The sequence below is a fragment of the Mycobacterium sp. 1465703.0 genome (assembly GCF_001672975.1).
Classification (GTDB): Bacteria; Actinomycetota; Actinomycetes; order Mycobacteriales; family Mycobacteriaceae; genus Mycobacterium.
The window spans coordinates 1-19540 of sequence record NZ_LZKU01000066.1 but is presented as its reverse complement, the minus strand read 5'-3'; the positions used below and the strand labels follow the sequence as shown (position 1 = coordinate 19540).

Below are 19540 nucleotides of genomic sequence, written 5' to 3'. Positions count from 1 at the left end.
CCAAACAGCCCGCCTACAGCGCGACGCCCCTAGAAGTCCTTGTGATTCACGTCGGTGATCAGCCCGCCGTCCATGATGAACTCACTGCCGGTGGAGTAGGACGACTCGTCGCTGGCCAGGAAAAGCACGAACGTCGCGACTTCCCGGACCTCGCCCGGACGCCCGAGCGGGATCGTCACCATGTCCGAGGGCAGGTGGGCGGTCATCGGGGTGCGGATGAACCCCGGGTGCACCGAGTTCACCCGGATGTTGTGCGGCGCCAGCTCCAATGCCGCCGACTTCGCCAGCCCCCGCACGCCCCACTTGGACGCGACGTAGGGGTGCACCATGGGCGCGCCGCGCAGCCCCTCGATGGAGGACACGTTGATGATCGAGCCGCCACCCGCCGCGATCATCGGCTCGACGGACGCCCGCATGCCCAGGAACGTACCGGTCAGGTTGACGTCAATCACCTTCTGCCACTTGGCCAGATCGAAGCTCTTCAGCGGGCCGAGCGCGACAGTTCCGGCGTTGTTGACCAACACGTTGAGCTTCCCGAATTCGCCGACCGCGGTGGCCACGGCGGCGTCCCATTGATCGGGTTGGGTGACGTCGAGGTGCACGTAGCGTGCGGAGTCGCCGATCTCGTCGGCCAACGCCTTGCCCTGGTCGTCCAGAATGTCGCCGATGACGACCTTGGCGCCTTCCTCGACCAGCAGGCGCGCATCTTCGGCGCCCATACCGCCGGCGGCGCCACTGATCAGCGCTACCTTGCCGTCTACCCGACCCACTGGGTCTCCTTCCGATTTAGGTGGTCACCAAAGTGCTTGGTGCGTAAAGGCCTTTGCCCGTAACCAGCGGCAAATCAAGCGTGGACCGGATGCCCGGAGGCGCCGCGATCACCGCGGGAATGGCGTTGACGACGCGGCCCGCAGCACCCGCGATCGCCGCATGGTTGTGGTCGCCCCTGCGGCTGCTCGGGATGATGTCGACGGCGTAGGAGGGCTCACCGGTGATCTCGACGCGGTACGAGCCGTCGCCGGACGCCGGCCGGGGCAAGTCGGGGCGCAGGTCCGGGCGCAGTCGGGTGACGTGTTCGATGACGATGGCGGGGTGGCCCTTGACCATGCCGCGAATCTCGAACTGCAGCACCGCCACGGTGCCCTTGGCCACGTGGCCGACCGCGATGTCGAAATCCTCGGGCGCCGGCTCGCGCTGATAGGACTCGCTGATCTCGTCGACCTCGATGCCCAGACCGGCCGCGAGCTGGCGGATGGCCGTACCCCAGGCGATGCTGAGGATGCCCGGCTGCAGCAGCATCGGGATTTCGTCCATCGGGCGGGCGAATCCCATGTAGTTCATGACTTCCGCGCCGTCGTAACTGGCGTAGTCGTGAATCTCCATGCAGCGCACCTGCTCGATGCGCTGACACGTCCCGGCGAGCGCGAACGGAATCAGGTCGTTCGCGAAGCCGGGATCGACTCCACTGATGAAGATGCTCGAATTGCCTTGCTTGGCAGCGTCTTCCACGCGGGCGATGTACTTGTCCGGCATCACGCCCCACGGGAATTGCAGCAGCCCCGGCGACGAACCGACGACATTGATGCCGGCGGCCAGAATCCGCATGACGTCGGCCATCGCCTCGGGCAGCCGGGTATCCCCCATCGCGCAGTACACCACGCACTCGGGCTTGGCGGCGATGATGCTGTCCAGGTCATGGACAGCATTGACGCCGGTGACCACACCGGGCTCCAGGCCGACGCCGCACAGCTCACCTGCGTCCTTGCCCACCTTCTCGAGCGTGGAGACACACACCCCGGTCAGTTCGTACTGCGGATTCGTGATGAGTTCGGCGAGGGCCAGCCCTCCGACATTTCCGGTTCCGACATGCGCGACGCGGATCGCCATCAGAGTCTCCTTGAGCGCTCAAAAACTTTTCTAGACACTAGTCCATAACTTCCGGGCCGCCTACAGTGCCGGAATAAACCGGCCACGCAGAATGGAACACCGATGACGCAGCGCGAAGATGTCCAATTCCGCTCCGGCGACGACCTGATCAGCGCCTGGCTTTACCGTCCGGCGGGCAGCGGACCCACGCCGCTGCTGGTGATGGCGCACGGCCTGGCCGGGGTGCGCACCATGCGACTGGACGCCTACGCCGAGCGCTTCAGCGCGGCCGGCTACGCCTGCCTGGTGTTCGACTACCGCAACTTCGGCGACAGCGAAGGCCGGCCGCGTCAGGTCCTCGACGTCGGCATGCAACTCGCCGACTGGGCGGCGGCCGTCGCCTACGCCCACACCCTCCCGGGGATCGATCCCGACCGGATCGGGTTGTGGGGCACCTCCTTTGCCGGCGGTCACGTGATCACTACGGCGGCGCGGCTTCCGGGCATCGCCGCGGCCGTCGCCCAATGCCCCTTCACCGACGGCCTGGCCTCGGTGCGCACCATCACCAACCCGTTGATCAGCGCGCGCATCGGCGTGCGGGCGGTACGCGACATCCTGGCAAGCCGGCTGGGCAAGCCGCCGGTGATGGTGGCGCCGGTCGGCAAGCCCGGCGAGCTCGCGTTGATGACCACCCCCGACGCGTATCCGGGCTATCTGCGGCTGGTGCCCGACGAGGTCGAACTACCCAATGAGGTCGCCGCCCGAATCGCGTTGCAGATCTTCACCTATCGCCCCGGGCGCTACACACCGAACATCCCCTGCCCGATCCTGTTCTGCGTGTGCGAAGCGGACTCGGTGGCTCCCGCGGCGGCGACGCTGCGCCACGCCGCCAAAGCGCCCCGCGGCGAAATCAAGCTCTACCCCGAAGGCCATTTCGCCATCTACGTCGACGATGCGTTCGACCGGGTGGTCGCCGACCAGCTCGCGTTCCTCGACAAGCACCTGAAAGGTGCGCCCGGCTAAGGTCCCAGCGGCGACGTAGTGCGGATGGCTTCGTCGCGGATCAGCCCGCGCAGCAGAGCCGTGCTGAACTCAGCGGCAATCTCCTTGGCCGATCGCCGTCCGCTGGGCCGCAGCCAGCGATAGCTACCCAGCGTCATGCCGATGTAGCCCAGCGCCAGCACATGCGAATCGCAATCGTAGAACTCGCCGCTGGCAATCCCGCGGTCGATCAGCCCGTGCACGTGGTGGTACACCTGAGCTTCCTTCTCGCGGACCTCGGCCACCTGTTCTTCGGTGAACCATTCGGTGATGTAGGGCGCCTCTTGGAAGTACACCGCGGCCCGCTCCGGATCGCTGGCGATGCCGGTCAGCAACCGGACCGTGTATTGGTAGAGCGCCTCGCGCGCCGTCCAGGACGGGTCGTCGTGCACCGCGGCCAGCGTGCCCTCGGCGGCCTGGCGGTAAATGTCGAACAGGATCAGCGACTTGCTTGCGTAGTAGTGGTAGACAGTCGCCTTGTTCAGGCCGATCACGTCGGCCACATCGTCCATCCGGGTGCCGTGATAGCCGCGCGCCGCAAACAGCTTGGTGGCGACCGCCAGCAGCTCTTCGCGGCGGGTCAGCCCATTCGGGGTGATGCTGTCGGTGGGCATCTGTTCTCACTATCGTCGGTACGGGCAGGCCAGGCCCGCGTTCGGCCCAGAATATCTATCAATCAACTGGTTGGACAGTTTATGCAAAACGCCGGGTGTCCCGCTCACGCGGATGGGACTAGACTCCTCATCGAACGAGATGAGTCGAGAGGTGGGGCCGATGGATCCGAGTCCGGATTACGACGGAAGCGACGAGATCGAGTTCTTCATGCGGTACCTGACCTGGGGCTTGCGTGGGGTCACCGACGGAAACGGATACCCGCCGCCGGCCTACCCGCCCGTCTAAAACTCCCAGCGCACAGCGCCTTTGCGCGTTACAGCGCCTTGAGCTCCTCAGCGACCTCGGTCACCGATTTCTTTGCGTCACCGAACAGCATGCTGGTGCCCTCGCCATAGAACAGCGGGTTGTCGATGCCGGCGAACCCCGAGTTCATCGACCGCTTGAGCACAATCACCGACTTAGCCTTGTCCACATTGAGGATCGGCATGCCGTAAATCGGGCTGGAGGCGTCATTGCGGGCCGCCGGGTTGGTGACGTCGTTGGCGCCGATGACGATCGCGACATCGGTGCGCGAGAACTCGTCGTTGATATCGTCCATGTCCTTCATGGCGTCGTAGTCGACCTCGGCCTCGGCCAGCAACACGTTCATGTGCCCGGGCATCCGTCCTGCCACCGGGTGGATCGCGTACTTGACCTCCACGCCCTTGTCCTCCAGCAGGGCCGCCATGTCCTTGACGGCGTGCTGGGCCTGCGCGACGGCCAGGCCGTAGCCCGGCACCACGATCACCTGGTTGGCGTAGGCCATCTGGATCGCAGCATCCGCGGCCGAGGTGGCCTTGACGGTCTTGTCGCCCGCGTCGCCGCCGCTTGGTGCGACCCCGCCACCGCCGAAGCCGCCGGCGACGATCGCCGGAATCGAGCGGTTCATCGCCTTGGCCATCAGGTTGGTCAGGATCGAGCCGGACGCGCCGACGATCATGCCGGCCACGATCATCGCGGTGTTGTTCAGTGCCAACCCCGCGGCCGCGGCCGAGAGCCCGGTCATGGCGTTGAGCAGTGAGATGACCACCGGCATGTCGGCGCCGCCGATGGGCAGCACCACCATCAGGCCCAGCACACCCGCGGCGGCGAGCAGCCCGATCATCCACCACAGCGGCGCACCACCGCTGCCGGGATGGGCGTGCAGGCCGATCACCACCGCGGCGGCCACGGCGGCGGCCAGCAGCAGCAGGTTGATCGGTTGCTGCGCCCTGCCGAATCCGATCGGCGATCCGGAGATGATCTCCTGCAGCTTGCCGAACGCGATGATCGATCCCCAGAACGAGATCGAGCCGATGATCGCGGCGAACAGCGAGGCCACCACGATGTGCACGGTCGGCGATTCGCCGTGCTGGAAGGCCGAGAAGCCCTTGGTCTCAATGAATTCCGACAACGCGATCAGCGCGACCGTGCCACCGCCGACGCCGTTGAAGAAGGCCACCAGCTGCGGCATGGCGGTCATTTTGGTGTAACGGGCCGGCGGCACGCCGAGCACCACGCCCACCACCAGGCCGGCGATGATCAGCACCCATTGGTCGGTGTGGCGGATCTTGATCAAGGTCGCCGTCACCGCCAGCGCCATTCCGACCGCGGCGATCAGGTTGCCCCGGACCGCCGTCTTGGGCCCGGTCAGGCCCATCAAGCCATAGATGAAGAGGGCGAAGGAAATGATGTAGAGGCCGATTACCAAGTAATTCATTTGGCCGCCGGCTCCTCACTTTTCGCGGGCACGGGTTTCTTCTTGCCCTTGAACATGCCCAACATCCGGTCGGTGACGATGAACCCGCCAATGACGTTCAGGGTTCCGAACACCACCGCGACGAACAGAATGATCTGCACCGCCAGCGAGGGATGCTCTACCGAGCCGAACACCACCAGTGCACCCAGCACCACGATGCCGTGGATGGCGTTGGTGCCCGACATCAGCGGCGTGTGCAGCGTGTTGGGCACCTTCGAAATGACCGCGAACCCGACGAATCCGGACAGCACCAGGATCGCCAGGTTGGCCAATAGCTCGTCGTACATCTAGCCCTCCCCACGGGTCACGCATGAATCCGCGATGACCTCGTCGTCGAAGTCCGGCGCCAGCTTGCCGTCGGTGAGCAGCAAGTCCAGCAGCGCGGTGATGTTCTTGCTGTAGAGCTCGCTGGCGTGCTCGGGCATGGTCGCCGGCAGGTTCAGCGGCGAGGCGATGGTGACGTCGTGCTTGACGACGACCTGCCCGGGCTCGGTGAGCTCGCAGTTGCCGCCGGTCTCGCCGGCCAGGTCCACCACCACGCTGCCTGGCTTCATGGCTTCCACCGCCGCCGCGGTGACCAGGCGCGGCGCCGGGCGGCCCGGTACCAGTGCGGTGGTGATCACCACGTCGAATCCGGCGATCGCGTCTTCCAAGGCCTTCTGCTGTTGGGCGCGTTCCTCGTCGGTGAGCTCGCGGGCGTAGCCGCCCTCACCGGAGGCGTCGATGCCGATGTCCAGCCACTGCGCACCCACCGAGCGCACCTGGTCGGCCACCTCGGGGCGGACGTCGTAGCCGGTGGTGCGGGCGCCCAGCCGCTTGGCCGTCGCCAGTGCCTGCAGCCCGGCCACGCCCACGCCGAGCACCAGCACGGTGGCCGGCTTCACCGTCCCGGCCGCTGTGGTCAGCATCGGGAAGAACCGGGTGGACTCCGAAGCCGCCAGCAGCACGGCCTTGTAACCGGCCACGTTGCCCTGCGACGACAGCGCATCCATCGCCTGCGCGCGGGAGATCCGCGGGATGGCTTCCAGCGCGAACGCCTGCACCCCGGCCTGCTTCAGCGCACCGATCGAGTTGTCGGCGTTGCGCGGAGCCAGGAAGCCGATCAGCGTCTGGCCGCTGTGCAGCTTGGCGACCTCGTCCTGGGTTGGCGGCGCCACCTTGACCACCACATCGGCCGCCCACGCGTCCCCGATGGTGGCGCCGGCGTCGGTGTAGAGCGCATCGGGCAGCAGGGCGCGCTCGCCCGCACCGGACTCGACCACCACCGCAACGCCGCTGCCGACCAGCGACGCCACCGCCTTCGGCACCAGCGCGACTCGCCGCTCGTCGGCGCCGGATTCGGCGACCACTCCTACCGTCGTCTGCGCATTTGTCATGGCGCGTACATCTACTTTCCGTACTTTTCCGTACTGTCTGCCGATCGGCGTGGCGCTGGCTCGACCGCGCGCTTCGCTACCTTAACCAGCTTTCGCCATGGACGTGTTATCGCCCACGGCGGGATACCCGACCGTCGGTGGTCGACTCCCGGTCGATGGTTCGCTGCCCCGGGGCGCTGCAGTAGCGCCCGCGCCGTTGTGACGCCACAAGAGGGCGTTGTTCCCTGCGCCTACCAGAGCGGGATCTCCTGCCCGTGTTCGGACTCCGGGCGGGGCCCGAAGTAGCGCCGCTGCGCTTCGTCGATCGGCACGTCGTTGATGCTGGCTTCGCGGCGCGCCATCAGCCCCGACTCGGTGAACTCCCACAGTTCGTTGCCGTAGCTGCGATACCACTGGCCGGATTGGTCGTGGCACTCGTACTGGAATCGCACCGCGATGCGGTTGCCGGTGAAACTCCACAGGCTCTTGCGCAGCGAGTAGTCGAGTTCGCGCTCCCATTTGCGGGTCAGAAACGCGACGATCTCGTTGCGGCCGACGACATGTTCATCTCGATTTCGCCAGTGCGAATCGACTGTGTAAGCAAGGCTGACGCGCTGCGGATCGCAGCTGTTCCAGGCGTCCTCGGCCGCCTGCACCTTCTGCATCGCGGTTTCGTGGGTGAACGGAGGCAACGGGGGGCGGGATTCACTCATGCCGTCTATCGTGCGCTCCCGCCGGCGCGTTTTCACCGCGGCGTAAGCGTCGCGCTGACGACCGGAAACGCAGCCACTCGACAGGTGTCCTATCGTGACGGGCATGGACTTCGCGATGTCGGCCAAAGCCAGCGATTACCACAAGCGACTGTCCGACTTCATGACCGAGTACGTCTTCCCGGCCGAGGCCGAATACGACAAATATCGCGACGAAGCCGGCCCGCACGACCACACGGTCCCGCCCATCGTCGAGGAGCTCAAAGTCAAGGCCCGGGCGCAGGGCCTGTGGAACCTCTTCCTGCCGGCAGAGTCGGGCCTGACCAACTTGGAATACGCGCCGCTGGCCGAGATCACCGGCTGGAGCCTGGAGATCGCCCCCGAGGCGCTCAACTGCGCGGCACCCGATACCGGCAACATGGAGACGCTGCATCTGTTCGCCACCGAGGAACAGCGCAAGCAATGGCTGGAACCGTTGCTGGCCGGCGAGATCCGCAGCGGCTTCTCGATGACCGAGCCCGCGGTCGCCAGCAGCGACGCCCGCAACATCGAGACCTCCATCGTCCGCGACGGCGGCGACTACGTGATCAATGGCCGCAAATGGTGGACCTCCGGAGCGGCGGACCCGCGCTGCAAGATCCTGATCGTGATGGGCCGCACCAACCCCGAGGCGGCCAGCCACCAGCAGCAGTCGATGGTGCTGGTACCCATCGATACGCCGGGCGTGACGGTGGTCCGCTCGACGTCGGTGTTCGGCTTCCAGGACCAGCCCGGACACTGCGAGATCATCTACGACAACGTCCGGGTGCCCGTCACCAACCTGCTCGGCGAGGAGGGCGGGGGCTTCGCGATCGCCCAGGCACGGCTGGGCCCGGGCCGGATCCACCACTGCATGCGAGCGCTCGGCGGATCCGAACGGGCGCTGGCACTGATGGTGGACCGGGCCTCCAAGCGGGTGGCGTTCGGCCGCCCGCTGGCCGAACAGGGCGTGGTGCGCGAGCAGATTGCCAAGTCCCGCAACGAGATCGATCAGGCCCGGCTGCTCTGCGAGAAGGCCGCATGGACCATCGACCAACACGGCAACAAGGCCGCCCACACGCTGGTCTCACAGATCAAGGCGGTCGCCCCGCAGGTGGCGTGCAACGTCATCGACCGCGCCATCCAGGTGCACGGGGCGGCCGGCGTCAGCGAGGACACGGCGCTGGCCCGGTTATACGCCTGGCACCGAGCCATGCGGCTGTTCGACGGGCCCGACGAGGTGCACATGCGGACCATCGCGCGCGCCGAGCTCGGCAAAGAGAAATCTGCGCTCGCCGCGGCGGTCACCGCACATGACTGAGGCCCTGCGAGAACTGTCCGGCGCGTGGAACTTTCGCGATGTCGCCGACGGTACGCCCGGCCTGCGGCCCGGACGGCTGTTCCGATCTGGCGAGTTGAGCCGGCTGGACGACCAGGGCCGGGATACGTTGCGCGCGTTAAGGATTACCGATGTAGCCGACCTACGCGCGGCAAGGGAGGTCGCCCGCCGCGGCCCGGGAGCGGTGCCCGAGGGCGTCGACATCCATCTGCTGCCCTTCCCCGACCTGGGCGACGAAGCGCCGATCGACGACGACGCTCCGCACGAGACCGCCTTTCGGCGGTTGTTCGAGGGTGATCCCGACCAGTCCGACGAAGAAGTCAACGAGGCCGCCGTCCGGCACATGACCGACGAATACCGGCAGTTCCCCACCCGCAACGGCGCCCAACACGCTGTGCAGCAAGTCTTTTCGTTACTGGCGGCCGGGCGCCCAGTGCTCACGCACTGTTTCGCCGGCAAGGACCGCACCGGCTTCGTGATCGCCACGGTGCTGGAGACGATCGGCGTCGACCGGGACACCATCGTCGCCGACTACCTGCGTAGCAATGCCGCCGTACCGCAGCTACGCGACCACATCTACGAGATGATCCAGCAGCGCTCCGACGTCGACTTGACCCCCGAGGTCGTTACTTTCACCAAAGCCCGGCTGGCCGACGGTGTGCTCGGCGTGCGCCCGGAGTACCTTTCGGCCGCGCGCCAGGCGATCGACGAGCAATTCGGATCGCTGGACGGCTACCTGCGCGATGCAGGCGTCACGCAGGCGGATGTGAACCGCCTGCGCAACGAGCTGCTCGCGTAATCTGCCGGGACCTCAGCCCAGCTTGAAATCGGCCTGCTTTGCCGCGGACAGGTCGGTGATCTCGCCCCACTGCGCGGCGATGTCCTCCACCGTCGGCGGCTTGTCGTAGTTGACGCCCTTGTTCTGGAACAACGCGACGCGCTGCACCTTGCCGCCACCGACCACGAAAACCGAAGCGCTGTTCGGGTTTTCCTCGGTGCACAGGTAGGCCACCACCGGAGCGACGTACTCGGGAGTCAGCTTCTCCAGCACTTCCTTGGGCAGGATGTCTTCAGTCATCCGGGTCGCTGCGATCGGCGCGACCGCGTTGGCGTGGATGTTGTACTTCGCGCCCTCCAGCGCCAGGCTGTTGATCAACCCGACCAGGCCGAGTTTCGCTGCGCCGTAGTTCGTTTGGCCGAAGTTACCGAACAGCCCGCTGGTCGAGGTGGCGACGACGACCCGGCCGAAGCTCTGCTCACGGAAGTGCGGCCATGCGGCACGGATGACGTTGTAGCCGCCGTACAGGTGCACCTTGAGCACCGCGTCCCAGTTCTCGAACGACATCTTGTGGAAGGTGCCGTCGCGCAGGATGCCGGCGTTGCTGACCACGCCATGCACGGCGCCGAATTCGTCCAGTGCGGTCTTGATGATGTTCTCGCCGCCCTGCGGCTCGGCAACGCTGTCGTAGTTGGCGACGGCTTGTCCGCCGGCGTCTTTGATCTCCTTGACCACCTGATCGGCCATGTTGTGGCCGGCGCCGGTGCCGTCGCGGGAACCTCCGAGGTCGTTGACGACGACGCTGGCGCCCTCTTTGGCGAGGGTCAAGGCGTACTCACGGCCCAGTCCTCCACCGGCTCCGGTGACGATGATGACGCGATCCTGCACTCCGGGCATTGGGTTCCTCTCTGCTGTGAAAAACTCGGTCTGGCAACGGTTTCGGCGAAACCAGGGGTCAGAACATCCGGCGGGCCATCTTGAAGGCCCGCTCGGTGTACGGAGGGTAGATGAAGCTCGACAGGTCGGGCCGAGTGGGTTTGGTCAAGACCGACTTGCGGTGACTGAACTCGTCGAAGCCCCACTTGCCGTGATAGGCACCCATTCCCGAAGCGCCCACGCCACCGAACGGCAGCTTGGCCGTGGACACCTGGAAGGCGATGTGGTTGACCAGCATGCCGCCGGCCGGCACCTCCCTGATCACCCGCTCCCGGGTCTCACGGCGCTTGGTGAACAGGTAGGCCGACAGCGGCTTGGGCCGTGAATTCACGAAACTTATTGCCTCGTCCAGGTTTTGGACGGTGATCACCGGAAGGACGGGACCGAAGATCTCGTTTTGCATCAGCGGCCCGTTCGGGTCCGGGTCCACCACGACGGCGGGCTGGATGCGCAAGTTCGACGCGTCGAACGCCCCGCCGACGGTGACCTTGCCGTCGGCGCCGGACAGGTAACCGCTGATCCGGTCGAACTGGCGCTGGTTGACCACCCGCATGCCGTCCGGCTTGTCGGCGGTGAACTTCGTGATGGCGGCACCGATCTTGTCGACGAGTTCATCGCGAATCGTGGCGTCGGCCAACACATAATCGGGTGCGACGCAAGTCTGGCCGGCGTTGAGCAGTTTCATCCACGCGATCCGCTTGGCCGCCACCTCCACGTCGGCGTCGGCCGCGACGATGACCGGGCTCTTGCCGCCGAGTTCCAGCGTGCAGGGAGTCAGGTGCGGCGCCGCGCCCTCGTAGACCTTGCGGCCGATCTCGGTGCCGCCGGTGAACAGCACGCGGTCCAGGCCCTGCGCGATGAGCTCCTGGCTCGTCGCGCCGTCGCCCTCGATCACCGCGACGGCGTCGTTGTCGAGGTATTTCGGAACCAGCTCGGCCATCAAGTGAGCGGACGCCGCGGCGATCTCGGATGGTTTGAGGATGACGGCGTTTCCGGCGGCGAGCGCTCCGACCGCGGGGCCCAGCGTGAGGTAGAAGGGGTAGTTCCACGCGCCGATGATCAGCACGGTGCCGTAGGGCTCGTACTGGATCCAGCCGCGGCCGGGCAGCTGCGGCATCTCCAGCAGTTGATACTTGCGACGCGTCCACCTGCGCACCCGCTTGGCGGCGTACTTGGCTTCGCCGGCGGTGGTGGCGATGTCGGCGATATAGGCCTCAAACGGGCTGCGGTCCAGGTCTTCGGCGAGAGCTGCGGCAATCGCGGCCTCGTTCTCTTCCATCAGCTTCTGCAGTTGCAGCAGTTGCCGCTTGCGCCATTCGATGTCGCGGGTGCGTCCGGTGGCGAAGGTCTGACGCAGCCGGGCGACGGTGGCAGGGATGTCGGCCGTTGCGGTCCCGTTCTTGGGGTCCTTGGAAAGCGATGTCTTCGATGCAACCGATTCGGTGGTCATCATTGTCCTTCCCGAGCAGAGTCCCGCTGCGTGGCGGGCGGCGGCTCATCGGTGATAACCGCGATACTAACCATCCGGTTGGGAGAGCAGTCGAAAGGATCCGGCTCAGCGCCGTCCCCCGACGAGTCGCGGCGTCCCGGACCCGGGCACGCCTGCGCGGTTACTTGACGCAGGGAACGTTGCCCGCCGTCATCTGGCTGAGGTCGGTTGGCGCCGGAGCGCGATCTCCGGTGCCGGTGGCGGCCACCGCATTCACCTCGCCGGACCCAGACGGATCGGTCGTGGCGCCGGGATGGGCGAGGTAGTCCGCCGCGGGAAACCGCGTTCCCACGGTCAGCCGCACCGTGCCGGACGCCAGCGTGCTGTTCGCCGTCGCCGGCACGTGCAGTTGGTCGGACAGGAACTGCGCGCCCTGCTCGGCCCCTTGGCCGTATTCGATGCTGCTGTCGTCGGCGGAGACCGCCGCGGTGGTGGCGCTGCCGCGGGTGAAGCCGCGGCCGGCGAAGGCTTCCTCGAGGGCGGCGGCGAGTCCGTCACGTGAGGTGGCGTTGACGACGTCGAGGATCACCGGTTCGGTCAGCGGAGGCGGCGGTGACTCGGTGGTCGGTGCTGCGGCCCCGACCGCGGCCGGGGTGTCCGACATGAAGCGCTCGTTGACGATGCGCCGGATGGTCGGGAGATCGACCTGGTTGATGTCGGATCCGTTGGCGTCTTTGCCGAAGCCGGCGATCGGCAACGTGTAGAGCGACAGCCGCCGCTCGCTCAATTGCGAAGCCCGCGAGGCGAATTCCATGATGTCCAGCCCGTCGTCGACGGCGACGTTGTCGCGGGCGACCTGCAGCAGTTTGCGCAGCCCGCTCACGCTGGACACCACCCCGCCGCTGCGCGCCGCGTTGACCAGGGACACCAGGAAGGCCTGCTGTCGCCTGGTGCGGTCGAAATCGGTGAAGGATCCATCGTTTTCATCGCGCCGCTGCCGCACGAAGGCCATCGCGTCCGCGGCGTCGATGCGCTGCACCCCCTGGTGGAAGTCCGCACCCGAATAGCTGTCCCGGGTATCGGCGGCCAGACACACCGTGATCGGCTCGACGGCCTTGGCGATTTGGTAGAACGCGCCCAGCGTGACCTCGACGAAGTGGTCGATCGAGATACCCAGAAAGTCCTTCACGGCATCGATTTCGGCCTTGCGGCCGGCCTCGCGGGCGGTCTGCTCGCGAGCCGCCAAGTTGGTGGCGCCCGCCCCGACCGAATTTCCCGCTGCCTGCGAATTCAGCGACTGCTGATAGGCCAGCCCGTACGCCTCCTTGATCTTTCCCGCACAGACCGATCCCGGGCAGCCCGGCAATTCCGCGTAGTCGTCCCGCGGAATCGAGATCGCGGTAAGCGGCCCGTCACCGTCCGAAATATGCACGACGATAAGCACATTGGCGTTGTAGCCGCCCGAACTTTCGTCACCGGCGTGCAACGCCTCATACATCTCCTGCGGTAGCGGCTGACCGTTTTGATCCAACCGGCTGTCCAGTCCCATCAGCAGGATGTTCTGATTGCCGTCTAGCGTCGTCGCCGCATTCGGTAGCGCGTGGGAGATGATGATCCTGCCCAGGGCGGTGTGGTAACCCGTCCAGCCGACACCAGTGATGGCCATGACGAACGCCGAAGCGATGCTGGCGACCGCCCGTCCTTTCAACAGCACCCAGCGGTGCGATCGATCGGCTCCACCGCTGCCCATAATGAGTGCACATTGTCCCCGATGACCTGGCGAATTCCCGGTAACCGCAACCGCGAGCCAGCGCGCAACGTGCCGGGTTAGGACACTGGGCGACGTGGGCCGGGAGTGCTCAGGGCTTGGTTGCCGTCACGAAGCTGTTGGTGAACGGCCGGGCATCCGGTTCCAGGGCACGGCCCACTCGTAGCCCCTCATCCCGCGCACTCACCGTGGTCGTGGTCCAGCCATGCGCGTTGAACCACTCGGCACAGTCGGGGCGGCCTTCGTCTTCGAACCAGAGGTCAAACGGGTTGAACGAGGTGTCCAGCCCGCGCGCTTCGCGCTTGGCCCGCCGTTGCTGCCATTTCTGCTCGGCCTCGCGGCGCTGTTCCGCGTCAATCCCGAAGTTCTCGACGGCCACCCGGCTGCCCGGCCCGCTCAGCTCGTCGATCGAGACGAACAAAGCTTCCTGCGCCGACGCCGGCAGGAACGGCAGTAGTCCTTCGGCGAGCCACGCCGTCGGCCGTCCGGTGTCAAAGCCGGCGGCGCGCAACGCCTGCGGCCAGTCATCGCGCAGATCGATGGGCACCGGGCGGCGGTCAGCGGTGGGTGTGGCGCCGTGGCCGGCGAGCGTCTCGCCCTTGTACTCGAGCACCTTCGGCAGATCGATCTCGTATACGACGGTGCCGGCCGGCCAGTCCAGCCGGTAGGCGCGTGAATCCAGGCCGGCGGCCACGATCACGACCTGGCGCACACCCGCGTCCGCGGCGCCGGTGAAGTACGCATCGAAGAAGTGGGTACGCACCGCCTGGTAATTGATCATGTGGCGGGCGTCGGGGGCGCCATCCTCGGGGTCGTCGTCCGGCTCGCCGGCCCACCACGCGGCCACCTGCTCGCGAACTCCTTCGAGTTCGGGCGTGGAAACCAGCGGCTCGGCGAACTGATCCCGGATGAGCGGATCGGCGCTGGCCGTCTCGGCGGCTCGGGCCAGCGCGACCATCACCGCGGTCGCCCCGACGCTGGTGGCGATATCCCAGGAGTCGTCCGCGGTGCGTGCCATTACAACCGCTCGGCGACGACGAAGTCGGAGAATGCGTCCTTGTCGTCGGCCAGCGGGACGTTCTCGATCCAGCGTCCCAGCCGGCGCATCGCGGCCGTCGAGTGCTCGGCCGTGGCACGCCAACCGTGCTGGTTGAGCCACTCGGTGACGTCGGCGCGATGGTCGTCGCGATACATCAGCTCACCAACGTCGACGGTCTGCTCCATGCCGATCTCGTCGGCCACCTTCTTGAACCGTTCCCGCATCTGCTGGCGCCGCTCGTCGGCGTGGTTGGGTGCGGTCTCCGCCGAGACCCGGCTTCCGGCCGGACTCAGCTCGCCGATCAAGGTGAACAGCCGGTCCTGAGCCTCGGCCGGCAGGTACATCAGCAAGCCCTCGGCCAGCCAGGCGGTGCGCTGTGTCGGGTCGAAGCCGGCGGCACGCAGCGCGGCCGGCCAGTCCTGGCGCAGGTCGATTGCCACCTCGCGGCGATCGGCCGTAGGTTTCACGCCGTTTTCCGCCAACGTGGTCGATTTGTAGGCCAGCACCTCAGGCTGGTCGATTTCGTAGACGGTGGTGCCAGCCGGCCAGTCCAGCCGGTACGCGCGCGAATCCAAACCGGACGCCAGGATCACGATCTGGCGGATACCGGCGGCGACGGCGTCGGTGAAAAAGGTATCGAAGAAGTGCGTCCGCACCGCTTGGTAGCCGCGCATGTGGTGCAGGTGCGCCGCGGAATCTTCGTCGAGGGCTTCGACCTTGGCCGCGACCTCCGGGTCGAGCATGGCCTCCCACAAGACGCCGGCGCCGGCGTTGCTCACCAGCAGCCGGGCGTACGGGTCGCGGATCAGCGGGTCGGGCCGCTCGGTCTCGACGGCGCGGGCAGCGGCCACCATCACCGCGGTGGTGCCGACGCTGCTCTTGATGTCCCAGGTGTCATCGTGGGTGCGCAGTGAACTCATGGCAATGCTCCTCGGCTCGATCCTTGGTCAGGCAGTGGGCTGGCCCAGACGCGCCCGCAACAGTGTGCTGCGGACCGCCTCGTCGGACAGATCGTCGGGTACCGGACGGCCCAACCGGGCCATCTCGTCGCGGTTGCTCACGCTGCGCACCTGCCAGCCGTGGTCGGCCAGCCACGCCGCGGCATCCGAACGATCCGGCTCGTGGTAGGTCAGCGCCTGGACGTTGACATCCAGGCCGAGCCGTTCCCGCATCCGCAACCAGCGCTGCGAATTGCTCCGGGAGTTCATGCCGAACATCTCGATCGCGACCTGGCTGTCGGGCGCGCTGAGCGCGGTGAACATCTCGAAAAGCCGGTCCTGGGCGTCACTGGGCAGGTACGGGAGCAGTCCTTCGGCCAGCCAGGCGGTGGGTTGGGCGCGGTTGAATCCGGCGGCGGTCAGGGTTGCGGGCCAGTCGTCGCGCAGGTCCACCGGGACGGGGTGCCGGATCGCCGACGGCACGGCCCCGTGCTGCTGCAGGAGTCCGGTCTTGTACTCGAGCACTTGAGGCTGATCGATCTCGTAGACCGTGGTGCCGGCCGGCCAGGCCAACCGGTAAGCCCGGGAGTCGAGCCCGGCGGCCAAAATCACCACCTGGCGAATCCCGGCGCCGACGGCGTCCGCGAAATACTCGTCGAAAAAATGTGTGCGCACGGCCTGGTAGTCGATGCCGCATCGGTGCGCGCGCTGTCCGTGCTGATCGCCGTCCAGCCAGCCGAGTTCCGGGTCGGCCAGTCGTGCCCACGCCGGACCGGCCGAGGACACCAGCAACCGCGCGAAGTCGTCACGGATCAGCGGATCGGGCCCGGCGGTTTCCGCCGCACGCGACGCGGCGACGCCCAGCGCGGTGGCGCCGACAAGTTCAGTGATGGTCCAGCTGTCGCCGGCAGACCGTACGGAAGGCGGTAACGAGGCATCCAGATCAGTCATATCCCGTCCATGGTACCGGGATAAGTTAGTTAGCCTATACGCTTTGTGTGCAACTTCACTGCCGCTGTTTGTCCTGGATCTCGGGCTGTTGGAGCGCTCCTTCCAGAAGTTGGCGCATCACTCCGACGAGCGCTAACAGGCCCTCCGGGCTCTGGACGTAGCCCGCATAGAGCCCCACCCCGCAGACCAACACGAGCAGCGATTCGGCTAATGCCGACGCCTCGAACCCGGCGATGATTTCACCGCGCTCAATCGCGGCGTTGATGATGCGCAGCAGAAAATCCCGACTGAGCCGTATGGAATCGTTTTCGGTTCCGGCCAAATCCGGATGGCGCTGCGATTCGAGCACGCCGCTGATTAAAAAAGCGGATCCGGCGGGGTTCTTGGAATTGGCTTTCGTGGCTTCGGAGATGAATGCCGTCAACTGCCCCGCCAGGGTGGTCTCGCGTTCTGCCTGTTTGATACCGGCCCCGATGACGGTTTCGTTGGTGTCGGCCAGAACTTCCCGATAAAGCGTCCGCTTGCTCGAGAAGTAGTGATTGATCGCAGGACGGGTCAGGTCGGCGCGCGCCGCGATGGCCTGAAACGTCGCGCCGTCGTAGCCACGTTCGCTGAAGACCAGACGGGCAGCCTGGATGATCCTCTGCCGTGTCTCGTCGGCCTTCGCCGCAGGTGGACGCCCCGGCCTGCGGTTCCCCCGTGGAAGCATTGCTAAAGTGTGCCACCGCCGTGGTGCGGCATTAGCGCATTCGGCGGAATGCTGCCAAATTTTCCGGCTTGGTAGTCCTCTAGCGCCTCGATCAATTCCGCCCGGCTGTTCATCACGAAAGGCCCGTAGTGGAATACCGGTTCGCGAATCGGCCGGCCGCCCAGCAACAGCACATCAATGGCTTCGCGAACCGGGGTGTGGTCCGAATCGTGCAACCGTCCGGCTCCCACGGTGATCCGATCGCCGGGCCCCAGTACGGCCAGCTGTCCCTGGTGGATCGGGTGGGCGACCGGCCCGATGTAGCCACTGCCGGACAACACGTAGACCAGGGCGTTGAAGTCGCGCTGCCAGGGGATGTTGAGCCGCGCCCCGTTCTCGATCGTCGCGTGGGCGAGGGTGATCGGGGTGTGGGTGACACCGGGCCCCCGGTGGCCGTCGATCTCGCCGGCGATGATGCGTATCAGCGCTCCGCCGTCATCGGATGCCAGTAACGCGGCGTCGCCGCCTGCGATGGCCTGATAGCGCGGGGGTGCGAACTTGTCTTTCTTCGGCAGGTTCACCCACAACTGGACGCCGTGAAAGAGTCCACCGCTGTCGACCAGTTCGGCCGGCGGCGTCTCGATGTGCAAAATGCCCGAACCGGCAGTCATCCATTGCGTCGCGCCGTCGGTGATCAGGCCGCCACCGCCATGTGAGTCTTGATGTTCGAACTTGCCGTCCAGCATGTAGGTCACGGTTTCGAAGCCGCGATGCGGGTGCCAGTCGGTGCCCCGCGGCTCTCCGGGCTGGTAGTCGACCTCGCCCATCTGGTCCATGTGCACGAAGGGATCCAGCGCGGCCGTGCTGACTCCCGCGAAGGCGCGCACGACGGGGAAACCTTCGCCCTCGTAGCCACGAGGGCCGGTGGTGATTGACCGGACCGGTCGCTCGGTGTCGGCTGGCCCGGGATTGCCGACTCGCGGCAACGTCAGCGTGTTAGCGGTAACCGCAGGCATCTGACCTCCTTATATGGTCGAATGCCTATATAACCGGACTGAAGTCCAGTTATTCCCCCTCGCCGGCGCGGTGTGACAGCAGCGCATTCGCCCCCGGCACGAAGACGGCGGGGGCGAATGCGTCAAATGGACGGAGCCTGGTTCCTCAGGAATTGGTGCGTGCGGTCTTGGCGGCACTCTTTTCGGTGCTCTTGCCCGAGTGGGCCAGTTTCCCGCCGGCGCTTTCCAGATGGGCCCGGACGAACCACTGGAACTTTTCCAGCTGCCCGGCCTGGCCGATCAACATGTCCTGTGTCACCTGATCGAGTTCATCTGTTTCGTCGATGTATTGGCGGATGTCCTCGATGACGCCGGTGTACACAAGGTCCAGCGCTGCCAGGTGCGCCTGGACCGTGTCCCGGCCAACCGAGTAGTCATCCCACGAGCGATCCTTGATGATGGCGCCTGGCGTGCCCTGCGGCGACGAACCAAGGGCCGCAATGCGTTCGGCCACGTCGTCGGCAAATCCGCGAACCGCGTCGACTTGCGGGTCGATCATCTCGTGCACACCAATGAAGTTCGGGCCCACCACGTTCCAGTGAATGTGCTTGAGCGTCAGGTGAAGATCGTTGTAGGTGCTCAGTTGCTTTTGCAGCAACTCGGTTAGCCGCGACGCCTGCTTATCCGTCAATCCCGGAATTGTGAACTGAGTCATCGCTTTTTTCCTAGCTTCCTTCCATGGGGTTCGCACACGGTTACTGCTTCGTGGGGTACCCGATGACCAAGCTGAAAAACGCGGCGGATCAAAGCGAGTGGATTTGCTGTACCGGAAGGCGGGGTCCGCGGCGAGGCTCGTACGCAAGTCCGCTGGCTTCGAGCAGCCGGACCACACGCTGGCGGTGCGGGCGCATCGGCTCGAGCAATTCGAGCATGCCCGCGTCATCCACGGGCCGACCCAGCAACGTCCAGCCGACCATCTTGGGAATGTGGTAGTCGCCGAGTGACACCGCGTCGGCGTCGCCGAAGGCTCGTTGCGCCGTCTCGGCGGCGGTCCACTCCCCCACGCCGGGCAAGGACATCAGCGCCTCACGCGCCCGCGAAGCCGGCCATGAAACCAGCCGCTCCAGTGAGGAGGCCCGGCGCGCGCAGGTCACCACCGCCTGTGCCCGTCTCGGGTCGACGTTGGCGCGATGGAACTCCCACGACGGGATGTTGCGCCAGACCTGCGCGGCCGGCATGACCCGCATCCCATCCGGTGCCGGTCCCGGTGCCGGTGTCCCGTACTTCGTCACCAGCA

The 19540-nt window shown here is 66.3% G+C and carries 21 protein-coding genes; 4 read left to right on the top strand and 17 right to left on the bottom strand.

The window, feature by feature from the left end; genetic code table 11:
* Positions 1-29: 29 nt before the first annotated feature.
* Complete coding sequence (locus A5625_RS05920; protein WP_066990101.1) at positions 30-770, bottom strand: glucose 1-dehydrogenase; 741 nt, start codon at positions 768-770, stop codon at positions 30-32.
* A 16-nt stretch (positions 771-786) separates the two neighbouring features.
* Positions 787-1887, bottom strand: coding sequence for a diacylglycerol kinase (locus tag A5625_RS05915; protein ID WP_066990098.1), 1101 nt, complete (start codon positions 1885-1887; stop codon positions 787-789).
* A gap of 102 nt (positions 1888-1989) precedes the next feature.
* Between A5625_RS05915 and A5625_RS05910 the strand changes: the two genes are divergently transcribed.
* Positions 1990-2889: an alpha/beta hydrolase gene (locus tag A5625_RS05910; protein WP_066990095.1), complete on the top strand. Its 900-nt coding sequence runs from the start codon at positions 1990-1992 to the stop codon at positions 2887-2889.
* On the opposite strand, the gene A5625_RS05905 is transcribed toward A5625_RS05910, so the two are convergent.
* The gene (locus A5625_RS05905) at positions 2886-3521 is read right to left on the bottom strand and encodes a TetR/AcrR family transcriptional regulator (protein ID WP_066990092.1); all 636 of its coding nucleotides are present in this window, start codon (positions 3519-3521) and stop codon (positions 2886-2888) included. The genes A5625_RS05910 and A5625_RS05905 overlap by 4 nt on opposite strands.
* Positions 3522-3681: 160 nt before the next feature.
* Between A5625_RS05905 and A5625_RS28985 the strand changes: the two genes are divergently transcribed.
* On the top strand, positions 3682-3807 hold the full coding sequence (locus A5625_RS28985; RefSeq protein WP_003874194.1) for a hypothetical protein: 126 nt from the start codon (positions 3682-3684) through the stop codon (positions 3805-3807).
* Positions 3808-3835: 28 nt separating this feature from the next.
* On the opposite strand, the gene A5625_RS05900 is transcribed toward A5625_RS28985, so the two are convergent.
* The 4 genes from A5625_RS05900 to A5625_RS05885 all read right to left on the bottom strand — a co-directional run bounded on the left by A5625_RS05900 (position 3836) and on the right by A5625_RS05885 (position 7367).
* Positions 3836-5260 carry an NAD(P)(+) transhydrogenase (Re/Si-specific) subunit beta gene (locus tag A5625_RS05900; protein ID WP_066990088.1) on the bottom strand — a complete coding sequence of 475 codons (1425 nt, stop codon included), beginning with the start codon at positions 5258-5260 and terminating at the stop codon, positions 3836-3838.
* Positions 5257-5586: an NAD(P) transhydrogenase subunit alpha gene (locus A5625_RS05895; RefSeq protein WP_064950966.1), complete on the bottom strand. Its 330-nt coding sequence runs from the start codon at positions 5584-5586 to the stop codon at positions 5257-5259. Before A5625_RS05895 ends, A5625_RS05900 begins: the two co-directional genes overlap by 4 nt.
* Positions 5587-6675 carry a Re/Si-specific NAD(P)(+) transhydrogenase subunit alpha gene (locus A5625_RS05890; protein ID WP_066990085.1) on the bottom strand — a complete coding sequence of 363 codons (1089 nt, stop codon included), beginning with the start codon at positions 6673-6675 and terminating at the stop codon, positions 5587-5589. It lies immediately after the preceding gene.
* Positions 6676-6905: 230 nt separating this feature from the next.
* Complete coding sequence (locus A5625_RS05885) at positions 6906-7367, bottom strand: nuclear transport factor 2 family protein (RefSeq protein WP_066990180.1); 462 nt, start codon at positions 7365-7367, stop codon at positions 6906-6908.
* A gap of 115 nt (positions 7368-7482) precedes the next feature.
* Between A5625_RS05885 and A5625_RS05880 the strand changes: the two genes are divergently transcribed.
* Positions 7483-8703 carry an acyl-CoA dehydrogenase family protein gene (locus A5625_RS05880; RefSeq protein ID WP_066990177.1) on the top strand — a complete coding sequence of 407 codons (1221 nt, stop codon included), beginning with the start codon at positions 7483-7485 and terminating at the stop codon, positions 8701-8703.
* Entirely contained in the window at positions 8696-9520 is an 825-nt protein-coding gene (locus tag A5625_RS05875; protein ID WP_066990082.1) for a tyrosine-protein phosphatase, read from the top strand. Before A5625_RS05880 ends, A5625_RS05875 begins: the two co-directional genes overlap by 8 nt.
* Positions 9521-9532: 12 nt before the next feature.
* Here the strand turns inward: A5625_RS05875 and A5625_RS05870 are convergent, their stop codons facing one another.
* From A5625_RS05870 to A5625_RS05825, 10 genes are all read right to left on the bottom strand, one after another.
* The gene (locus A5625_RS05870) at positions 9533-10396 is read right to left on the bottom strand and encodes an SDR family oxidoreductase (RefSeq protein WP_066990079.1); all 864 of its coding nucleotides are present in this window, start codon (positions 10394-10396) and stop codon (positions 9533-9535) included.
* Positions 10397-10454: 58 nt separating this feature from the next.
* Positions 10455-11888, bottom strand: coding sequence for an aldehyde dehydrogenase family protein (locus tag A5625_RS05865; protein WP_066990075.1), 1434 nt, complete (start codon positions 11886-11888; stop codon positions 10455-10457).
* A gap of 157 nt (positions 11889-12045) precedes the next feature.
* On the bottom strand, positions 12046-13614 hold the full coding sequence (locus tag A5625_RS05860) for an LCP family protein (RefSeq protein WP_066990071.1): 1569 nt from the start codon (positions 13612-13614) through the stop codon (positions 12046-12048).
* A 109-nt stretch (positions 13615-13723) separates the two neighbouring features.
* The gene (locus A5625_RS05855; RefSeq protein WP_066990068.1) at positions 13724-14650 is read right to left on the bottom strand and encodes a class I SAM-dependent methyltransferase; all 927 of its coding nucleotides are present in this window, start codon (positions 14648-14650) and stop codon (positions 13724-13726) included.
* Positions 14650-15591, bottom strand: a complete 942-nt coding sequence (locus A5625_RS05850; RefSeq protein ID WP_066990065.1) for a class I SAM-dependent methyltransferase — start codon at positions 15589-15591, stop codon at positions 14650-14652. The genes A5625_RS05855 and A5625_RS05850 overlap by 1 nt, the downstream gene beginning before the upstream one ends.
* A gap of 27 nt (positions 15592-15618) precedes the next feature.
* Positions 15619-16560: a class I SAM-dependent methyltransferase gene (locus A5625_RS05845; RefSeq protein ID WP_066990062.1), complete on the bottom strand. Its 942-nt coding sequence runs from the start codon at positions 16558-16560 to the stop codon at positions 15619-15621.
* Positions 16561-16615: 55 nt separating this feature from the next.
* The gene (locus tag A5625_RS05840; RefSeq protein ID WP_066990060.1) at positions 16616-17269 is read right to left on the bottom strand and encodes a TetR/AcrR family transcriptional regulator; all 654 of its coding nucleotides are present in this window, start codon (positions 17267-17269) and stop codon (positions 16616-16618) included.
* Between the two features lie 2 nt (positions 17270-17271).
* Positions 17272-18264 carry a pirin family protein gene (locus A5625_RS05835; protein ID WP_066990056.1) on the bottom strand — a complete coding sequence of 331 codons (993 nt, stop codon included), beginning with the start codon at positions 18262-18264 and terminating at the stop codon, positions 17272-17274.
* 145 nt (positions 18265-18409) lie between these two features.
* The gene (locus tag A5625_RS05830; protein ID WP_066990053.1) at positions 18410-18958 is read right to left on the bottom strand and encodes a Dps family protein; all 549 of its coding nucleotides are present in this window, start codon (positions 18956-18958) and stop codon (positions 18410-18412) included.
* A gap of 88 nt (positions 18959-19046) precedes the next feature.
* The coding region (locus A5625_RS05825) for a DNA-3-methyladenine glycosylase 2 family protein (protein WP_197515989.1) at positions 19047-19540 on the bottom strand (494 nt) is incomplete at its 5' end.